Genomic DNA, 18,538 nt, shown 5'->3' with positions numbered 1-18,538 from the left:
GATCCCGCCGGTCACCGCGAACCCCCAGGCCGGTGCCGAGGCGTCGATCACCGCGCCGGCCAGGGGCGCGCCGAGCGCGATGCCGACGGTGACGGCCGAGCCGTGCAGGCCCATGGCCTCGCCGCGGACGCCGGCCGGGGCGAGCCGGCTCACCGCGTCCGAGGTCGAGGCGATGGAGGGCGCGCAGAGCGCGCCGGCCGGGACCAGCGCCAGGCAGAGCAGCCACCAGTGCGACCCGCCCAGCCCGACCGGAATGGTGGTCAGGCTCAGCGCCGCCACCAGGGCCAGCGGGGAGAGCGAGCGGGTGACCGCCCCGTACGCGAAGCCGCCCACCAGCGAGGCGACCGCCCACATGGCCAGTACGGCGCCGGTCCAGCCGACCTCGCCACCCTCGCGCAGCACGGCGACCACCGCGACGTCGGTGCCGCCGAGCACGAGGGTGGCGGCCAGGCTGACCGCCAGCACGGCGAGCAGCCGGGGGGTGAGCCACTCCCGGCGGGGCACCTTGCGGGGCGGACCGGCCGGCTCGTCGGCGGCGCGGGTGGGCGGGTCGAGCAGCCAGAAGCAGGTGCCGGCCGCCACGATGCCGGCGCCGACCGCCCACATGGTGATCCGGGGTGACACGGCGGTGGCCATGGCCACGGCCAGCGCGGGGCCGACCATGAACGACAGCTCCACCGACATCGAGTCGAGGGCGTACGCCGGACGGCGCCGCTCGGCCGGCACCAGCGCGGCGACCGACTGGCGGACCACCGAGAAGACCGGCAGGGCGAGCAGGCCGGCCAGGAACGCGGTGGGCAGCAGAACGGGGTACGACAGCGTCGGCGCGCTGGCCCAGAAGACGCCCTCGGCGACCGTGGTGAGCAGCAGCACCGGGCGCAGCCCGCGCCGGTCGACCAGCCGGCCGAGCAGCGGGGAGCCGAGCGCGGCGCCGACGGTGGACGCGGCGCCGACCAGCCCGGCCGCGCCGTAACCGCGACCGAGGTCGAGCACGACGTGGAAGGTGAGCGTCACACCGGTCGCGGTGAGCGGGATGCGCGCCAGCACCGAGATCAGCAGCAACGACCGGAGACCGGGCAGGGCGAGTGCCTCCCGGTAAGGCTTCAAGTTCACGACGGTCCGTACCTCCGGCCGCCATCCTCGACCGGGGGTACGACAGCCGCAACCAATTACCTGGTCAAGCGGCCCTGATCACAGGCTCGCCGACCATGGTGACGCCGGCGCCCTCCAGCGACCGCAGCGCCACGTCCAGCGTGTCGGGTGCGACGGCGGCGGTCAGGTCCAGCAGCACGGTCGTGCGGAAGCCCTCCTGGGCGGCGTCCAGCGCGGTGGCCCGGACGCAGTGGTCGGTGGCGATGCCGACCACGTCGACCCGGTCGACGTCGTGCCGGCGCAGCCAGTCGGCCAGGCACTCGCCGTCATCCGCGTGCCCCTCGAAACCGGAGTACGCGGCCGCGTGCTCGCCCTTGTGGAAGATCACCTCCACCCGGCCGGTCTCCAGGTCGGGGTGGAACTCGGAGCCGGGGGTGCCCACCACGCAGTGCCGCGGCCAGGAGTCGACGTAGTCCGGCGGGTCGCCGAAGTGCGCGCCCGGGTCGATGTGGTAGTCCTTCGTCGCGACCACATGGTCCCAGCGCTGCGGCTCGGCGGCGAGCAGCCGGGAGATGCCGGCGGCGACCCCCGCCCCGCCGGTCACCGCCAGGGAGCCGCCCTCGCAGAAGTCGTTCTGCACGTCGACGATGATCAGGGCGTTGGCCATCGGATCGGTCCTCTCAGCTCGCGGGTACCACGGTCACCGGGACGGCCGGATCGCCGCCGGAGAGCTTGAGCCCCTCCCACGGGATGGAGATCAGGCACTGCCGCAGGTGCTCCCGGGACTCGTCGAGGGTGGGCAGCGCCACCGGCTCGCCCTCGACGATGAACGAGCGCTGGAGCAGCCGGTCGTTGGGCTGCCGGTCCGGCACCCCCTGCGGCACGATGATCTCCTCGGTGGCGGTGCCGGTCGGCTTGTGCCGGCGGACGGCCACCTTCCGGCCGCCGATGGTGGCCTTGTGCTCGGAACGCTTGACCACCGGACGCCCCTCCACCTCGACCAGCTTGTAGACCAGACCGGCGGTGGGGGCGCCCGAGCCGGTCACCACGGCGGTGCCGGCGCCGTACATGTCGACCGGCTCGGCGGCGAGCGAGGCGATGGCGTACTCGTCGAGGTCGCCGGAGACGATGATCTTCGTCTCGGTGGCGCCGAGCGAGTCGAGCAGTTCGCGGGACTGCTGCGCGATCACCGCGAGGTCGCCCGAGTCGATCCGGACCGCGCGCAGCTCCGGCCCGGCCACCGCGATGGCGTTGCGGATGCCCTGGCTGATGTCGTAGGTGTCGACCAGCAGCGTGGTGTCCTTGCCCAGCGTGGCGACCTGCGAGGCGAACGCCGCCTGCTCGTCGTCGTGCAGCAGGGTGAAGGCGTGCGCGGCGGTGCCGGCGGTGGGGATGCCGTAGCGCTGGCCGGCGGCCAGGTTGGAGGTGAACCGGAATCCGGCCAGGTACGCGGCCCGGGCGGCGGCCACCGCGGCCCCCTCGTGCGCCCGGCGGGAGCCCATCTCGATCAGCGCCCGGCCGCGGGCGGCGGTGACCATCCGGGCCGCCGCGGCGGCCACCGCGCTGTCGTGGTTGAGCACCGACAGCACCAGCGTCTCCAGCACCACGCACTCGGCGAAGGTGCCCGAGACGGTGAGGATCGGGGAGCCGGGGAAGAACAGCTCGCCCTCGGCGTACCCGTCGACGTCGCCGGTGAAGCGGTAGTCGGCCAGCCATTGGGCGGCCCGGTCGTCCACCACACCCGTGCGGCGCAGGAACTCGATCTCGTCCGGGTCGAACCGGAAGTCGCGGATCAGGTCGACCAGCCGGCCGGTCCCGGCGACCACGCCGTAGCGGCGGCCGGCCGGCAGCCGCCGGCTGAACACCTCGAAGACGCAGCGACGGTCGGCCGTGCCGTCCCGCAGGGCGGCGCTGACCATGGTCAGCTCGTAGTGGTCGGTCAGCAGCGCGGGGCGAAGGGTGCTCACCGCCCCAGCCTAGAGTTCAGGCCGGATCCGTACCGTCATGGCCCGGCATCGACCGCAGCGCGGCCCGCAGCTCCGTCCGGCCGGCCACCCCGAGCTTGCTGTAGACCCGCTGGAGGTGGTTCTCCACCGTGCGGGTGGAGAGGAAGAGCCGCTCGGCGATGGTGCGGCTGGTCACCCCGTCGGCGGCGAGCCGGGCGATCTCCCACTCGCGCTCGCTCAGCGTCGGGCGGAGCAGCCGCAGCGCCGGCGTGGACACCTCGTCGCAGCGGCGGAGCAGGTCGGCGAGGCGCTCCCGGGCCGGGCCGGTGGCGCCGGCCCGGCTGCGGCCCATCCGGTGCAGCGCCATCGCGGTCGCCTCGGCGGCGTAGACGGTCAGCTCCCGGGCGGCGAAGCCGTCGGCCACGGCGAGCAGCTCGTCGGGGCTGTCGTCGACGGTGGCGCGGGCGTAGCGGGCGACCAGCGGCGGCAGCACCCCGTCGACCTGCTCGGAGAGCTCGGCCAGGCGCTGCGCCACGGTCCGCCGCCCGCCGTCGGTGCAGGTCGGCCCGATCGCCGCGGTGGCCTGGTCGAACCGGACCAGGTCGAGCAGGACGAGCAGCTCGTGCCCGGCCAGGCCGTCCTCGCGCAACCGGTCGGCGAGCGCGCAGAGGTGCTTGGTGGCCGCCGGCAGGTCGCCGGCGACCGCGTGCACCGCGCCCCGGGCCTGCTCAAGCCAGGGGTAGAGCACCGCCATCCCGGGCGCGTGGGTCCGGTCCGCCTCGGCCATCGCCTCCGCCGCGTGCGCCGCGTCGCCGCGCAGCGCCGCCGCCTGCGCCCGCTCGGCGTGCGCCAGGCCGGCGTAGACCCGGCTGGTGGCGAGCACGGCGCAGGCGCCGAGGCTGGTCTTCAGCGCCTCGTCGCCGCGCCCGCGCAGCCGCGCCGCGTACGCCTGGAGGATGGCCAGGTAGCCGGTGCCGAGCCGGAAGTCGCCGGCGCCGGCCAGGTCGGCGAACTCGTCGGCGACGATCCCGTCGATGCCGGCCAGGTCGCCGGAGAGCGCCAGCCGGGTGCCCCGGGCCAGCTCCATGGCGAGTTGGAGGTAGGGCATGTCGCCCCGCCAGCCCGCCGCCTCGGCCTGCACCCGGGCGATCGCGGTGGCGCTGCGCCGGTACTGCCCCTGGGCGGCCTGGAGATGCGCGAGGGTGCACCGGGCCAGCTCGCGCGCGGCCATCGGGGCGGCCGGCCGGTCCAGCACCGCCTGGGCCAGCCGGACCGCGGTGTCGGTGTCCAGCCGGTGCAGCCGCATGATCGCCTCGAAGGCGCGGACCCGGGCCTGGTCGGCGGCGTCGGTCAGCTCGGCGCCACGCGCGGCGATCTCCTCCACCGTGGACTCCCGGCTGAGCCCCCAGTAGCTCACCATGCCCCGGGCGGTCAGCCAGCGGCCGCGCCGCCGGTCGTCCTGGATCGTCCCGGCCACCTGGTCGAGCACGGCGATCGCCTCCTCCGGCCGGTCGCCGAACATGAGGATGGTGGCGAGCAGTTCGGCCGCGTCGGGGCCGCCCTCGCCGTCCAGCGCGGCCCGGGCCAGCCGGGTGGCCAGCGGCACGTCGTACCGGCCGAAGGCCTGGGCGGCCGCGTCGAGCAGCAGGGCCGGATCCTGCGCCGTGCCCGAGTCGAGCCGCCACACCGCGACCCGCAGCAGGTCGTCGCGGCGCCGCTTGCCGACCCGTTCCAGCAGCCCGGCGAGGGTGGCCTGCAGCCGGCGGGTGCGGCTGACCGGGCACTGCCGGCGCATCACCTCGCCGTAGAGCGGGTGAGCGAGGCGGACGTTCAGCCGCCGGTCGTCGTGCACCATGGAGATCAGGCCGCGCTCCTCGGCGACCTCCACGTCGGCCGGGTCGGCCGCCTGCTCCAGCAGTTGGAGGCCCAGCGGCTCGCCGAACGCGACCAGCTCGACCACCGCGCGTACGCCGGGCGTGAGCTGGCCGATCCGGGTGTCGATCAGGTCGGTGAGGCTGGGCGCCAGCTCCAGCCGGCCGGTCCACTTCCAGATGCCGTACGTCCGGCTCAGCTCGTCGCCCCCGGAGGCGGCCAGCACCAGTTCGCGCAGCAGCAGCGGGTTGCCGGCGGAGAGCCGGAACAGCCGCTCGGAGGAGCCGGCGTCGACCGGCCCGCCGAGGATCGCGGCGAGCAGCCCGGTGGTCTCGCTCGGACCGAGCGGCCCCAGCTCGACCAGGTCGACCAGGTCGTCGGTCCACAGGGCGCGGATCGGCAACGGGATCTGCTCGCCGTTGCGCAGGGTGCCGAGCACCGTGGCGTTCTCCGAGCGGGCGATGAGGTGGACCAGCGCCGCCGACGGCGGGTCGAGCAGGTGCGCGTCGTCGATCGCCAGCACGATCGGCCGCCCGGCGGCCTGCTCCTGGAGCACGTCGACCGCCCAGCGCAGGATGCCGGCCGGGGAGAGGCCCTGCGGCTGCGTGGCCGGGAGCACCTGGACCAGCCCGCCGAACGGCAGCGCCGCGGTGGTGGCGCTGGCCGCCACGGACCAGATCGCGTAGCGGTCGGTGGAGAGGGCGGCCACCCCCTCGCGCAGCAGGCGGCTCTTGCCCACCCCGGCGTTGCCGCTGAAGAGCAGCCCGCGGCCCTCCGGACCGCCGACCGCCGACAACAGACGGTTGAGTTCATCCGTTCGGCCGACGAAGTCCCATCGACTCATCGGTGCAGCATATCGATGGTGTTCCGTCCGCGTGTACACCGTCACGCAGCGAAGTTGAGTAATCTGTCGATTACTCGTGAGTATCGGATGTGTTCGGTGTCGGATCGGCGACAGCCGTACTCTTCCGACATCCCCCCTGCGACCAGGGATTTCCACGCGACCGGACCGCAACCCGGTCGCCTGATCGGGAGGCCGCCTGTTGAAGTCAGGTCCGCTCCCCTCGGTCGACGTGCCCGAACCGGGCGAGCCGGCCGAGTCGTCCCGCTGTGCCCCGCTGCCCACCCGGCTCGGGGTGACCGAGCCGGGGCCGGACGAGCCGCTGGGCGTCGTGGTCACCGGCCCGGCCGGTGCCGGCCGCCGCGAGCTGCTCGCCGGCCTGCTCGGGCTGGACACCGGGATGCTCGCCGTGCCCGCCGGCGGTCACCTCCTAGTCCACCACGCCAAGGTGCCCACCCGGGCCGCCTACGTGCCGGGCTACCGCCAGCCGCACTCCTACGGCGCCGATCCGCTCGCCGCCGGGCCGGCGCTGGCCCGCCCGCCGCGCCGGGTGGAGCTGAGCCTGCCGGACCCGCTGCTGCGGCACTTCGCCGTGCTCGACACGCCGGACACCGGCACCCTCGGGGTGGCTGGCGGCCGGGTGCTGCTCGACGCGGTGGGCCGGGCCGGGGCCCTGCTCTTCGTGATCTCCGCCGACCAGGCGTTCAGCGCGGCCGAGCTGCACCTGCTGGCCGAGGTGGCGCGCACCAGGGTCGAGGTGTTCTTCGCCGTCACCCCCGGCGTGGCCGGCTGGGCGGCGCCGGCGGACGGCACGACGACGGAGGACACGGGGGCGTCCGGGTCGTCGGCCGGCCGATCCGGCCCGCCCGGCCCCGCCGCCCGCCGCTACGACCCGGTGGAGGTCTCCGTGGCGGCACACCGGGCCGCGCTGCTGGCCGCGGTGCCCGCGCTCGCCCCGGCCCGCTGGTTCCCGGTCCGCCAGGGCGAGCACTCGGTGCTGCGCCGCGCGCTGGTCGGCTGGGCCGCCGACGAGGGGCTGCGCCGGGCCAGCTCCCGCCCGCCGGAGCCGCCGGGCGCGCACGGCCGGGTGCCCGTGGTGGCCGGCCCCGATCCGGCCGACCTCACCGAGCGGATCGACCGCCAGGCCCGCTCCTGCGCCCAGCGGATCCGCCAGCACCTCGCCCTGGAGCTGGCCAACATCCACCTGCGGGTGGTGCAGGAGATCGTCTTCGGCGTCGGCTGCGCCGGCCTGCCGCAGCTGCTCGACCGCGAGATGGAGGCGCTGTCGCTGCTCGCCACCGCGCAGTGCGACGAGGCGGTGCGGGGCATCATCGACGACGCGGCCGCCCGGGTCTTCGGCGCGCCGCTCGCCGAGGGGGTGCGCCGCCGCATCGTGCACGCCGTCCGCTGGGGCCTGGCCGACCACCCGGACGGCCGCGAGGTCGACCGGGTGCTCCTGGTCACCAGCACGGCCGGGGTGGCCGGGCTGGCCGGCGCGGGAGCGCTCGACGCGCTGGCCGGCTATCCGCGCGCGGAGCGCGACGAGGCGCTGCCGCCCGTCGGGGTGGCGCTGAACGGCGGGTGCTGGCAGCACTGGCGGGTCCCCGGCAACGCCGACCCGAACGCCGCCCGCTCCTGGGCGCAGCGGGCCCTGCGCGAGGTGGAGCTGGAGCTGTCCCGGCAGGTGTCCCGTCGCTTCGAGGTGATCCGCCTCTCGCTGGGCACGGTCCTCACCGATGCTGTCGACCACGGCATCCTGCTCGCCTGAGGTCGGGGCCGCCGCACGACCGCCCGGGCCGGCGTACGCGGCCCGGGCGGGTGATCCCGACCGCCGCGCCGTTCCGGTTCATCGGTTCCCCGGATCCGGTGGCACGATGGGGGGCATGGCGGCTCCACAGGTTGCGCCGGTCGAGACGCCGGACACCGAAGAGGTGCCGGTCTCCGACCGGCCCTGGGTGACCATCGTCTGGGACGATCCGGTCAACCTCATGACGTATGTGACCTGGGTGTTCCAGAAGCTCTTCGGATACAGCCGGGAGAAGGCCGAGCAGCTCATGCTGGACGTGCACCACAAGGGCAAGGCGGTCGTCTCCAGCGGCGCCCGGGAGCGGATGGAGCACGACGCGTCGCAGCTGCACGCGTACGGCCTCTGGGCGACGGTGGACCGGTCATGAGCATGTTCCGCCGCCAGGGCGACCGCTACGTGGCCACCTTCGCCGTCGACGAGGTCCGGGTGCTGCGCAAGGTCGCCTCCGAGGTGGTCGGCCTGCTCACCGACGGCTTCGACCACGACGACCCGGTGGTCGGCCGGCTCTTCCCCGAGGTCTACCCGGACGACGCGGCCGGCAGCGCCGAGTTCCGCCGCTACACCGAGGGCGACCTCAAGACCGCCAAGATCGATCAGGCCGGGGCGATCCTCGCCGCGCTGCCCGACGGCGAGGCCGGGGGCGAGGTCCGCCTGGACGCGGAGGCCGCCGAGGCGTGGCTGCGCGCCTTGAACGACGCCCGGCTGGCCATGGGCGTCCGGCTGGAGATCAAGGACGGCACCGACCTGGGCGAGGAGCTGGACGACGCCGTCGCCGAGGACCCGACCTCGTCCCGGGTGTTCCAGCTGTCGGTATACGCGTACCTGGGCTATCTCCAGGAATCCCTGCTCAACGCCCTGATCGACTGAGCCGTGACGGCCGCCACCTCGCGGGCCGGAACGGCCAGGCGCTAGGCTGGGCGGCGTGCTGAGCATCGACCGGTCGATCATCGACGCGATCGTGGCCCACGCGCGTCGGGACCACCCGGACGAGGCGTGCGGCGTGGTCGCCGGTCCCGCCGGCAGCGACACCCCGACCCGGCACATCCCGATGGACAACGCCGCCCGCTCCATGACCTTCTACGAGTTCGACTCGATGGAGCAGTTGCGGGTGTGGCGGGAGATGGACGACCGCGACGAGGAGCCGGTCGTCATCTACCACTCGCACACCGCGACGGAGGCCTACCCGTCCCGCACGGACGTCTCCTTCGCCGGTGAGCCGGGAGCGCACTACCTGCTCGTCTCGACCCGCGAGCCCGACACCGAGGAGATCCGCTCCTTCCGGATCGTCGACGGCGTGGTCACCGAGGAGCCGGTCGAGATCGTGGCCGCCGTGGACCCGCACGCCGTCCAGTCCTACATGTTCGGGCAGAGCCCGGCGACGGTCGACTACGAGTGTTCCGGCCGCTGACCTTCCAGCGCCGGCACACCCTTTCCTTCTCCCGTCACCTGGCACGACCCGAACAAGGAGCACGAGACATCATGGCCATCGAGGTTCGCATCCCCACCATCCTGCGCAGCTACACCGGCGGCGCGAAGGTCGTCGAGGGCAGCGGCGACACGCTGGGCGACCTGCTCGCCGACCTGGACTCCCGGCACGCCGGCCTGCGCGCCCGGCTGGTCACCGACGCCGGCGCCCTGCACCGGTTCGTCAACGTCTACGTCAACGACGAGGACGTCCGCTTCCTCGGCGCGCTCGACGCCAAGCTCAACGACGGCGACAGCGTCACCATCCTGCCGGCCGTGGCCGGCGGCGCGTTCGGCTTCGCCGCGGCAGCGGCGATCGCGCAGCACAGTGCCGCGGCGGCCGCCATCGCCGGTGCGGCGCGCGCAGCGCGCCGCTGAGGGCGGGCCGCCATGGCCAGGTACGACAGCCTGCTCGACGCCTGCGGCGGCACGCCCCTGGTCGGGCTGCCCCGGCTCTCGCCGACGGTGCCCGACGGGGCACCGCCGGTGCGGCTCTGGGCGAAGCTGGAGGACCGGAACCCGACCGGCAGCATCAAGGACCGGGCGGCCCTGTTCATGGTCCGTGCGGCCGAGGAGGCCGGCCGGCTCCGCCCCGGCGACACCATCCTGGAGCCGACCAGTGGCAACACCGGCATCTCGCTGGCCATGGTGGCCAAGCTGCGCGGCTACCGGCTGGTCTGCGTGATGCCGGAGAACGTCTCCACCGAGCGGGTCCAGCTGCTCCGGATGTACGGCGCGGAGATCATCTTCTCGCCGGCCGCGGGCGGCTCGAACCAGGCCGTCGCCACCGCCAAGCAGATCGCCGCCGAGCACCCGGACTGGGTGATGCTCTACCAGTACGGCAACGAGGCGAACGCCCGGGCGCACTACGAGACGACCGGGCCGGAGCTGTTGCACGACCTGCCGACCATCACCCACTTCGTGGCCGGCCTGGGCACCACCGGCACCCTGATGGGCACCGGGCGCTACCTGCGGGAGAAGGTCGACGGCATCCAGGTCGTCGCCGCCGAGCCCCGCTACGGCGAGCTGGTCTACGGGCTGCGCAACATCGACGAGGGCTACGTGCCCGAGCTGTACGACGCCACGGTGCTCTCCCGGCGCTTCTCGGTGGGCACCCGGGACGCCGTGCTGCGGACCCGGCAGCTCGTCGAGGTGGAGGGGATCTTCGCCGGCTTCTCCACTGGTGCGATCCTGCACGCCGCCCTCGCGGTGGCGCACGAGGCGGTCCGCGACGGCAGCCGCGCGGACGTGGCCTTCGTGGTCGCCGACGGCGGCTGGAAATACCTGTCGACCGGGGCGTACGGCGGCACCCTCGCGGACGCCGAGGACGCCCTGGAGGGGCAGCTCTGGGCCTGACAGCTCGACGGTCGGTTCGGTCGGCGCACGCCGCTGACCGAACCGACCGTTACGTCCCGGGACCGGACGCGTGCGGGTGTCACGTTGATGACAACTTCCGGCAGATGATTCTTGCCCGACCTGGCCGGCGCGTAGGCTGCGCAGCGTGGTGAACGCGTCGGTAGAGATCATCGGCGGAGCGACCGCCGGCGTGTCGACTACCGAGCGTGAGATCGAGGCGACCGGATGCGACTGACCGTCCTCGGCTGCGCGGGGAGCTTTCCCGGGCCCGAGTCTCCCTGCTCCGCCTACCTGCTGGAGGCCGACGGGTTCCGGCTGCTGATCGACTTCGGCGTGGGATCGCTCTCGACCCTCCAGCGCTACGTCGGGCTGCACGCCCCCGACGCCATCCTCCTCACCCACCTGCACTGCGACCACATGTTCGACGCGGTGTCCTACGTGGTGGTGCGCCGGTACGCCCCGGACGGCCCGTACCCGCCCCTGCCGATGTACGCCCCCTCCGGCGCGCCGGACCGGATCGCCAGCGCGTACGGGCAGGAGGAGGGCACGGTCGAGGACGTCTACCAGTTCTACGGCCTCCAGCCGGGCACCTTCCCGATCGGCCCGTTCACCGTCACGGTCGACCGGATGAACCACCCGGTCGAGACGTACGGGGTGCGGCTGGAGCACGGCGGCCGGGTGTTCTGCTACTCCGCGGACACCGCACCCTGCGAGGCGCTGCTGCGCCTGGCCCAGGACGCCGACGTGTTCCTCTGCGAGGCCAGCTACATGGACGGCGTGGAGAACCCGCCGGACCTGCACCTGACCGGCCGGGAGGCCGGGGAGGCGGCGACCAAGGCCGGGGTGGGTCGGTTGCTGCTCACCCACCTCGTCCCCGCCTGGGGCAGCGAGTCGCACACCGTCGAGTCGGCGGCCGGCGCGTACGACGGACCGCTCGAGGTGGTCCGCGCCGGCGCCTCCTACGAGATCTGACCACGCCGGCGGCAGCGCCCTGCCGCATTGTTCGCCGGGGCGTTCCCGGCCGCGTGCGGACCTGTCCGGAGCACGCCGGTGGGGGCGCTGCTACGACTCGGCGGCTTCTCCGACGAGTGGCGAAAGATTGGGCCCCCAGGTTCGACGCATGTCGTGACCTGCGGATCACGAGAAGATAAAGGCGAAAAACTTGCCTTCGCAAATATGTGCATATCTCGCGTCGGCTTATTGACCTGCGGCTGGTGGTCGGTACGGTCCTTACTCACACGACGCGCCGTGCCTGCCATGTGGACGTTGCGTCAGGTCCTTCGAACGGAAGGCATCGCATGACCCACCACCTCAGTCCAAGGTCACGTAGAGGCCGGCAAGTGCTCGGCCTCATCGCCGCCGGGGTGCTCCTGGCCGGAACCCTGCCGGGCACGGCCTCGGCGGCGGAGCCCGATCCGCGAATCGGGCTCGGCGGCGGCTGGCTCGACGCCCAGTCCGCGGTCAGCAACCTGGAGCACCTTGCGCACCGCGACAAGCCGGCGGGTTTCGTCGACCCGGCAAATCCGGGCAACTTCTCGTACGTGGCGTCCGACCTCGCGTTCGGCGACAAGTACGCGTTCCTCGGCAACTACAACGGGTTCAACATCGTCGACGTCTCCACGCCTGTCGACCCGCAGCTGGTCACCAGTGTCGTGTGCCCCGGTGGGCAGGGTGACGTCTCCGCCCACGGCAACCTGCTCTTCATGTCCGTCGAGGAGTCGCGCGCACGGGTCGACTGCGGCACGAACCCGAACGTCGGCACCCGGTTCCAGGGTGTCCGGGTCTTCGACGTCAGCGACGTGCGCAACCCGGTGCAGGTCGCGGCGGTTCAGCTCTGCCGCGGCTCGCACACGCACACCGTGGTGACCGACCCCGAGGACGCGAGCAACGTCTACATCTACGTCTCGGGCACCACCTCGGTGCGCCCGGCCACGACGATGGCCGGTTGCAACAACAACCCCGCGAACGGCGAGGACCCGTCGCGGTGGCGGATCGATGTCATCAAGGTGCCGGTGGCGGCGCCCGAGCAGGCCGCCGTGGTGAACCAGCCGCGGCTGTTCACCGACCCGGAGACCGGCCGGATCGACGGCCTGCAGAACGGGCCGCAGACGCCCCGGCATCCGTCCGGCGGCACCTGGTCGCCCACGCCGAACACCAACGCCTGCCACGACATCACCGCCTATCCCGAGATCGGGCTGGCGGCCGGTGCGTGCCAGGGCAACGGCATCCTGATCGACATCTCGGACCCGGCCAACCCGGTCCGGATCGACGAGGTGTCCGACCCGAACTTCGCGTACTGGCACTCGGCGACGTTCAACAACGACGGCACCAAGGTGATCTTCACCGACGAGTGGGGTGGCGGTACCGGTGCTCGCTGCCGGGACACCGACCAGCCCGAGTGGGGCGCCAACGCCATCTTCGACATCGTCGACCGGAAGATGGAGTTCAAGAGCTACTACAAACTGCCGGTTCCCCAGACGCTGCAGGAGAACTGCGTCGCGCACAACGGTTCGCTGATCCCGGTGCCCGGCCGCGACATCATGGTCCAGGCCTGGTACCAGGGCGGACTTTCGGTGCTCGACTTCACCGACTCGGCCAACCCGCACGAGATCGCGTTCTTCGACCGCGGCCCGATCAACCCGAACTCGCTCGTGCTCGGCGGATTCTGGTCGGCGTACTGGTACAACGGCCGCCTTTTCGGCAACGAGATCGCCCGCGGTTTCGACGTGTTCGCGCTGAAGCCCAGCGCGCACCTGTCGGAGGCGGAGATCGAGGCGGCCTCGCAGGTGCGGCTCGCTGAGTTCAACGCCCAGCATCAGCCGAAGATCACCTGGACGCCGAGCTTCGCGGTCGCGCGTGCGTACTACGACCAGGCGGTACGTGCCGACGCCATCGGTCACCCGCTGAAGTCCCAGGTCGACCAGTTCCTGGAGCGCGCCGAGCGGTTCTCCGCCAACGGCCAGCGGGACGCCGCGGTGTCCCAGCTCCAGGAGATCGCCGGCAAGCTGACCGCACCGGAGCACCAGAAGCTGAAGCAGGCGATCCTGGACCTGCAGGCATCGCTCTGACCGGTCCCCGAACGAAAGGCACCTCGGCTCGAATCCGTCGAGTCGAGGTGCCTTTCAGTCTGGTCCGGGTTGTCAGCCCATCCTGGCCTGCATCTCCTGCATCCGCTGGATCTCGATGCTCTGGTCGGCGTTCACCTCACGGGCGAACTGGTCGGTCGCCGGCTCAAGGCCGCCACCCGAGGCGTAGAGCTCCTCCACCATGGTCAGCGCGCCCTGGTGGTGGCGGATCATGAAGGTGAGGAAGAGCCGGTCGAAGTCGCCGTTGCGGGCCTGCTTGAGCTGATCGAGCTGCCCGGCGGTGAGCATGCCCGGCATGAGTTCGTGCCCGGCATGGCCCGCGTTCGGGCCCGTGGTCGGCACGCTCCGCTCCGCGAGCCACCGCTGCATCCGGGTGATCTCGTCGCGCTGCGACACGTCGATCCGCTTGGCCAGCAGCGTCACGTCCGGGTTGGTGGTGCGGCCCGGCACCAGCGCGGTCATGTCCAATGCCTGCGCGTGGTGCGGGATCATGCCCTGGATGAACAGGGTGTCGGCCGCCTTGAACCCGGGCGGCGAGACCTGGGTCAGGTCGTCCCCCGAGAGGGATCTGCCGGGTTGACCCGGCGCCCCGGGCTGCACGACGCGGGCGCTCGGCGGACGGTACGCCGGATCGTCACTGCTGGCCAAGACGGCGAAGCCCACCCCCGAACCGACGGCGACCGTGGCAACAACGGCTGAAACGATCACGCGGCGCGACAGGGGCATATTCATGACCTATCCGGGGTTCGGCTGCGCAGATGTGAAGGTCATATTGCCTCATTCTCACGAGCAGAGGGAAGCCATCCGAAGGCGTCAGCCCGGCGCGAGCGATCGTTGGGGCACCCCGGGGCGGTTCGATCACCGCACCGCATAAAGTGCAGGCATGGCGCGACCTGACGGGCGGCGGCCCGACCAACTCCGACCGGTGACCCTGACCCGGGGCTGGAGCACCCACCCGGAGGGCTCGGTGCTCGTCGAGTTCGGCGCGACCCGGGTGCTCTGCACGGCCAGCGTGACCGAGGGCGTGCCCCGCTGGCGCAAGGGTTCCGGGCTCGGCTGGGTGACCGCCGAGTACGCGATGCTGCCCCGCGCCACCAACACCCGCTCGGACCGGGAGAGCGTCAAGGGCCGGATCGGCGGCCGGACCCACGAGATCTCCCGGCTGATCGGCCGCAGCCTGCGGGCCTGCGTCGACCTCAAGGCGCTCGGCGAGAACTCGGTGGTGCTCGACTGCGACGTGCTCCAGGCCGACGGTGGCACCCGGACGGCCGCCATCACCGGCGCGTACGTGGCGCTGCACGACGCGGTGACCTGGCTCGCCGAGCGCAAGGCCCTGGCGGGCAAGGTGGAGAAGGTGATGCACCGCTCGGTGGCGGCGGTCAGCGTCGGCATCATCGCCGGTGAGCCGCGACTCGACCTCTGCTACGAGGAGGACGTGGCGGCCGAGGTCGACATGAACGTGGTCTGCACCGGGACGGGTGACTTCGTCGAGGTGCAGGGGACGGGCGAGGCCGGCATCTTCGCCCGGGAGCAGCTGGACGCCCTGCTCGACCTGGGCGTGGCAGGCTGCCTGGAACTGGCCGACGCGCAGCGAAAGGCGCTGACATGAACAAGGTGCTCCTGGCCACCCGCAACCGGAAGAAGCTCGTCGAGCTCCAGCGGATCCTCGACGGCGCGCTCGGCGCCCACCGGATCGCGCTGCTCGGCCTGGACGACGTCGAGGAGTACCCGGAGCTGCCCGAGTCCGGCCTGACCTTCGGCGAGAACGCGCTCATCAAGGCCCGGGAGGGCTGCCGGCGGACCGGCCTGCCGACCATCGCCGACGACTCCGGCCTGGCCGTGGAGGCGCTCAACGGGATGCCGGGCGTGTTCAGCGCCCGCTGGGCCGGCCGGCACGGCGACGACCGGGCCAACCTCCAGCTCGTGCTGGACCAGATCGCCGACCTGCCGGACGAGCACCGGGCCGCCGCGTTCGTCTGCACGGTGGCGCTGGTGCTGCCCGGCGGCAAGGAGCACCTGGTCGACGGCCGGCAGTCCGGCCGGCTGCTGCGCGCCCCGCGCGGCGACGGCGGCTTCGGCTACGACCCGATCTTCCTGGGCGACGGGCAGGAGCGGACCAACGCGGAGCTGACCCCGGAGGAGAAGGACGCGGTCAGCCACCGCGGCAAGGCGCTGCGCGAGCTGGCCAAGCTGGTCGCGAAGGTGCTCCCGCCCACCACCTGACGTAACCCGCGCCCCGATCGCTGACGGGCGGAGGACCGGACACGCCGCCGGGCCGGTGGCTGAGCCGTCAGCGATCGAGGCGCGGACCTCAGCCCAGCGGGCCGATTTCGCGCTCGATCGCGGCGCGCAGCTCGGGACCGCGCACCACCTCCCGCGCCGCCTCCATGAGCGGGGCGAGGAACACGTCCGGCCCCGGCTCGCCGGCCGCCTCGCCCAGCGCGGCCAGCGCGGCCCGGCCGGCCGGCGACGGGGTCAGCGGCGCGCGGAGCTGGAGCCCGCGCACGGCGGCCAGCAGCTCCACCGCGAGCAGGCTGGTCAGGTTGTCCAGCACCGTGCGCAGCTTCTTGGTCGCCGCCCAGCCCATCGAGACGTGGTCCTCCTGCATGCCGCTGGTGGGCAGCGAGTCGACCGAGGCGGGGGCGGCCAGCCGGCGGTTCTCCGCGACGATCCCGGCCGCCGTGTACTGGGCGATCATCAGGCCGGAGTTGACCCCGGCGTCGGGGGAGAGGAACGCCGGCAGCTCCCGGGACCGGGTGACGTCGAGCAGCCGGTCCACCCGGCGCTCGGCGATCGCGCCCACCTCGGACGCGGCGATGGCCAGGTAGTCGGCGGCGAAGCCGAGCGGCGCGCCGTGGAAGTTGCCGGTCGACTCGACCCGCCCGTCCGGCAGCACCACCGGGTTGTCCACCACGGAGAGCAGCTCCCGCCCGGCCACCACCTCGACGAAGTCGAGGGTGTCCCGGGCCGCCCCGGCCACCTGCGGCGCGCAGCGCATCGAGTAGGCGTCCTGCACAGCGTGCGCCAGGTCGTCGCGGTGCGAGTCCATCACGGCCGAGTTCTGCAGCAGCTTGTGGATGTTCGCGGCCGAGGCGGCCTGGCCGGGGTGCGGCCGGATGGCGTGCAGCTCGGGCAGGAACGGCCGCTCCGAGCCCAGCATCGCCTCGATGGCCAGCGCGGCGGTCACGTCCGCCATGGCGAACAGGTGCCGGGCGTCGTGGATGGCCAGCAGCAGCATGCCGAGCATGCCGTCGGTGCCGTTGATCAGCGCCAGCCCCTCCTTGGCGGCCAGCTCGACCGGCTCCAGCCCGACCCGGCGCAGCGCGTCGCCGGCCGGGATCCGGTCGCCGGCCGGGCCGAGCACCCAGCCCTCGCCGAGCAGCACCAGCGCGCAGTGCGCCAGCGGCGCCAGGTCGCCGGAGGCGCCGAGCGAGCCGTGCTCGGGCACCCACGGGGTCACCTCGTGGTTGAGCAGGTCCACCAGGGCCTCGGCGACAAGCGGCCGGACCCCGGAGCGGCCGAGGGCGAGCGAGCGCACCCGCAGCAGCATCATGGCCCGCACCACCTCACGGGGCATGGGCGCGCCCACCCCGGCGGCGTGCGAGCGGATCAGCGCGTGCTGGAGTTCGGCCCGCCGCTCGGGTGCGACGAAGGTGTTGGCGAGCGCCCCGAATCCGGTGGACACGCCGTACACGGGCCGGCCGGCGGCCTCGATGCCGTCCACGATGGACCGGCTGGTCGCCATCGCCTCCACCGTGGCGGGGTCGAGGACGACCTTGGCGGTGCCGCGGGCCACGGCGAGCACGTCGGCGGGGGAGATCCCGGTGGGCTGGATGACTACGGTCGACATTGCGGCACTCCGTTGTGCAGAACCTGGCGGATCAGCGGAACCCCTGGCCGGTAGGCCAGGTGCAGGTGGGACGGGGCGTGGAGGATCATCAGGTCGGCCCGCGCGCCCCGCGCGAGCCGCCCCACGTCGTCGCGGCGCAGCGCCGCCGCCCCGCCGGCCGTCGCGGCCCACACCGCCTCCGCCGGGGTCATCCGCATCTCGCGTACGGCGAGGGCGATGCAGAACGGCATCGACGAGGTGTACGACGACCCGGGGTTGCAGTCCGTCGCGAGGGCCACGGTGGCACCGGCGTCCAGCAGCCGGCGCGCGTCCGGATAGGGCGACCGGGTGGAGAACTCCGCACCGGGCAGCAGGGTGGCGACGGTGGTCGGCTCGAAGCCGGAGACCCACGTCGTGCCGGTCGACGCCAGTGCGTCCACGTCCGCGTCGGACAGGTGGGTGCAGTGGTCCACGCTGGCCGCGCCGAGTTCCACCCCGAGCTGCACGCCCGGCCCGGGGCCGAGCTGGTTGGCGTGCACCCGGACGCCCAGCCCGACGGCCTGCCCGCAGGCGAGGATCGCCCGGGCGTGGTCCACGTCGAAGGCGCCCCGCTCGCAGAACACGTCGATCCAACGGGCGTGCGGCGCGGCGGCGGCCAGCATCGGGCCGCAGACCATGCCCACGTAGTCGTCGGGGCGGTCGGCGTACTCGGCGGGGACCACGTGCGCGCCGAGGAAGGTGGTGTCCTCGGTGAACTCGGCGGCGATCCGCAGCGAGCGGGCCTCGTCGGCGACGGTGAGCCCGTACCCGCTCTTGATCTCGATCGTGGTGGTGCCCTGCCGCATCGCCTCGCCGCGCAGCCGCCGCACGGTGGCCCGCAGCTCGTCGTCGGAGGCCGCCCGGGTGGCGCCGACCGTGGTGCGGATGCCGCCCCCGGTGTAGGGCTCGCCGGCCATCCGGGCGGCGAACTCGGCGGCCCGGTCCCCGGCGAAGACCAGGTGGGCGTGGCTGTCCACGAAGCCGGGCAGCACGGCCCCGCCCTCGGCGTCGATCCGACGGTCGGCGGCCGGGGCGTCCCGGGCCGGCCCGACCCAGGCCACCTGGCCGTCCTCGACCAGCAGCGCGGCGTTCCGGCGGATGCCCAGCGGCCCGCCCTCGCCGCCGATGTCGTTGGTGACCAGCTCCCCGATGTTGTCCACCAGCAGGCTGCCACTGCTGCGCACCACCGGCCGCGCCGGTCGCTGC

Annotated in this window: 17 protein-coding genes; 10 read left to right on the top strand and 7 right to left on the bottom strand. The window is 73.4% G+C overall.

What is annotated here, in order from left to right:
- The 4 genes from ACW0Q9_RS09450 to ACW0Q9_RS09435 all read right to left on the bottom strand — a co-directional run.
- The coding region (locus ACW0Q9_RS09450) for an MFS transporter (protein WP_456179696.1) at window positions 1-1,113 on the bottom strand (1,113 nt) is incomplete at its 3' end.
- Between the two features lie 64 nt (window positions 1,114-1,177).
- Window positions 1,178-1,759, bottom strand: coding sequence for a nicotinamidase (locus ACW0Q9_RS09445; protein ID WP_456179695.1), 582 nt, complete (start codon window positions 1,757-1,759; stop codon window positions 1,178-1,180).
- A gap of 13 nt (window positions 1,760-1,772) precedes the next feature.
- Window positions 1,773-3,059: a nicotinate phosphoribosyltransferase gene (locus ACW0Q9_RS09440; protein WP_456179694.1), complete on the bottom strand. Its 1,287-nt coding sequence runs from the start codon at window positions 3,057-3,059 to the stop codon at window positions 1,773-1,775.
- Window positions 3,060-3,075: 16 nt separating this feature from the next.
- Window positions 3,076-5,754: a LuxR C-terminal-related transcriptional regulator gene (locus ACW0Q9_RS09435; RefSeq protein ID WP_456179693.1), complete on the bottom strand. Its 2,679-nt coding sequence runs from the start codon at window positions 5,752-5,754 to the stop codon at window positions 3,076-3,078.
- Window positions 5,755-5,953: 199 nt separating this feature from the next.
- On the opposite strand from ACW0Q9_RS09435, the gene ACW0Q9_RS09430 reads away from it, so the two are divergent.
- From ACW0Q9_RS09430 to ACW0Q9_RS09395, 8 genes are all read left to right on the top strand, one after another.
- Complete coding sequence (locus tag ACW0Q9_RS09430) at window positions 5,954-7,519, top strand: hypothetical protein (protein WP_456179692.1); 1,566 nt, start codon at window positions 5,954-5,956, stop codon at window positions 7,517-7,519.
- Window positions 7,520-7,634: 115 nt separating this feature from the next.
- Entirely contained in the window at window positions 7,635-7,925 is a 291-nt protein-coding gene (gene clpS / locus ACW0Q9_RS09425) for an ATP-dependent Clp protease adapter ClpS (protein ID WP_091269570.1), read from the top strand.
- The gene (locus tag ACW0Q9_RS09420) at window positions 7,922-8,425 is read left to right on the top strand and encodes a DUF2017 domain-containing protein (protein WP_456179691.1); all 504 of its coding nucleotides are present in this window, start codon (window positions 7,922-7,924) and stop codon (window positions 8,423-8,425) included. The genes clpS and ACW0Q9_RS09420 overlap by 4 nt, the downstream gene beginning before the upstream one ends.
- Window positions 8,426-8,480: 55 nt before the next feature.
- Entirely contained in the window at window positions 8,481-8,966 is a 486-nt protein-coding gene (locus tag ACW0Q9_RS09415) for a M67 family metallopeptidase (protein ID WP_357344542.1), read from the top strand.
- A 71-nt stretch (window positions 8,967-9,037) separates the two neighbouring features.
- Complete coding sequence (locus tag ACW0Q9_RS09410; RefSeq protein ID WP_456179690.1) at window positions 9,038-9,400, top strand: MoaD family protein; 363 nt, start codon at window positions 9,038-9,040, stop codon at window positions 9,398-9,400.
- A gap of 12 nt (window positions 9,401-9,412) precedes the next feature.
- A complete protein-coding gene (locus ACW0Q9_RS09405) occupies window positions 9,413-10,378 on the top strand; it encodes a PLP-dependent cysteine synthase family protein (protein WP_456179689.1) in 966 nt (321 codons plus the stop codon).
- 225 nt (window positions 10,379-10,603) lie between these two features.
- On the top strand, window positions 10,604-11,350 hold the full coding sequence (locus ACW0Q9_RS09400; protein WP_456179688.1) for an MBL fold metallo-hydrolase: 747 nt from the start codon (window positions 10,604-10,606) through the stop codon (window positions 11,348-11,350).
- A gap of 368 nt (window positions 11,351-11,718) precedes the next feature.
- Window positions 11,719-13,446 (top strand): LVIVD repeat-containing protein, encoded by a 1,728-nt coding sequence (locus ACW0Q9_RS09395; RefSeq protein WP_456179687.1) that lies wholly within the window; start codon window positions 11,719-11,721, stop codon window positions 13,444-13,446.
- Window positions 13,447-13,518: 72 nt separating this feature from the next.
- On the opposite strand, the gene ACW0Q9_RS09390 is transcribed toward ACW0Q9_RS09395, so the two are convergent.
- On the bottom strand, window positions 13,519-14,190 hold the full coding sequence (locus ACW0Q9_RS09390; protein WP_456179686.1) for a DUF305 domain-containing protein: 672 nt from the start codon (window positions 14,188-14,190) through the stop codon (window positions 13,519-13,521).
- A gap of 157 nt (window positions 14,191-14,347) precedes the next feature.
- Between ACW0Q9_RS09390 and rph the strand changes: the two genes are divergently transcribed.
- Both rph and rdgB read left to right on the top strand, forming a co-directional pair.
- Window positions 14,348-15,073 carry a ribonuclease PH gene (gene rph, locus ACW0Q9_RS09385; RefSeq protein WP_456179685.1) on the top strand — a complete coding sequence of 242 codons (726 nt, stop codon included), beginning with the start codon at window positions 14,348-14,350 and terminating at the stop codon, window positions 15,071-15,073.
- Window positions 15,070-15,687, top strand: coding sequence for an RdgB/HAM1 family non-canonical purine NTP pyrophosphatase (gene rdgB, locus ACW0Q9_RS09380; RefSeq protein ID WP_456179684.1), 618 nt, complete (start codon window positions 15,070-15,072; stop codon window positions 15,685-15,687). The genes rph and rdgB overlap by 4 nt, the downstream gene beginning before the upstream one ends.
- Before the next feature lie 88 nt (window positions 15,688-15,775).
- Here rdgB and hutH read toward each other — a convergent pair whose 3' ends face one another.
- Both hutH and hutI read right to left on the bottom strand, forming a co-directional pair.
- Entirely contained in the window at window positions 15,776-17,314 is a 1,539-nt protein-coding gene (hutH, locus tag ACW0Q9_RS09375) for a histidine ammonia-lyase (RefSeq protein ID WP_456179683.1), read from the bottom strand.
- On the bottom strand, window positions 17,302-18,516 hold the full coding sequence (gene hutI, locus ACW0Q9_RS09370; RefSeq protein ID WP_456179698.1) for an imidazolonepropionase: 1,215 nt from the start codon (window positions 18,514-18,516) through the stop codon (window positions 17,302-17,304). Before hutI ends, hutH begins: the two co-directional genes overlap by 13 nt.
- Window positions 18,517-18,538: the final 22 nt, after the last annotated feature.

The sequence above is a fragment of the Micromonospora sp. I033 genome (assembly GCF_053890995.1).
The sequence above is the reverse complement of the archived record's forward strand: the minus strand, read 5'-3'. Positions and strand labels throughout refer to the sequence as shown.

Bases quoted from the DNA above. Each gene is read 5' to 3' on its own strand.
- hutH (WP_456179683.1), bottom strand. From the start codon at position 17,314: ATGTCGACCGTAGTCATCCAGCCCACCGGGATCTCCCCCGCCGACGTG.
- ACW0Q9_RS09420 (WP_456179691.1), top strand. From the start codon at position 7,922: ATGAGCATGTTCCGCCGCCAGGGCGACCGCTACGTGGCCACCTTCGCC.
- ACW0Q9_RS09435 (WP_456179693.1), bottom strand. From the start codon at position 5,754: ATGAGTCGATGGGACTTCGTCGGCCGAACGGATGAACTCAACCGTCTG.
- ACW0Q9_RS09410 (WP_456179690.1), top strand. From the start codon at position 9,038: ATGGCCATCGAGGTTCGCATCCCCACCATCCTGCGCAGCTACACCGGC.
- clpS (WP_091269570.1), top strand. From the start codon at position 7,635: ATGGCGGCTCCACAGGTTGCGCCGGTCGAGACGCCGGACACCGAAGAG.
- rph (WP_456179685.1), top strand. From the start codon at position 14,348: ATGGCGCGACCTGACGGGCGGCGGCCCGACCAACTCCGACCGGTGACC.
- ACW0Q9_RS09400 (WP_456179688.1), top strand. From the start codon at position 10,604: ATGCGACTGACCGTCCTCGGCTGCGCGGGGAGCTTTCCCGGGCCCGAG.
- ACW0Q9_RS09445 (WP_456179695.1), bottom strand. From the start codon at position 1,759: ATGGCCAACGCCCTGATCATCGTCGACGTGCAGAACGACTTCTGCGAG.
- rdgB (WP_456179684.1), top strand. From the start codon at position 15,070: ATGAACAAGGTGCTCCTGGCCACCCGCAACCGGAAGAAGCTCGTCGAG.
- ACW0Q9_RS09405 (WP_456179689.1), top strand. From the start codon at position 9,413: ATGGCCAGGTACGACAGCCTGCTCGACGCCTGCGGCGGCACGCCCCTG.
- ACW0Q9_RS09390 (WP_456179686.1), bottom strand. From the start codon at position 14,190: ATGCCCCTGTCGCGCCGCGTGATCGTTTCAGCCGTTGTTGCCACGGTC.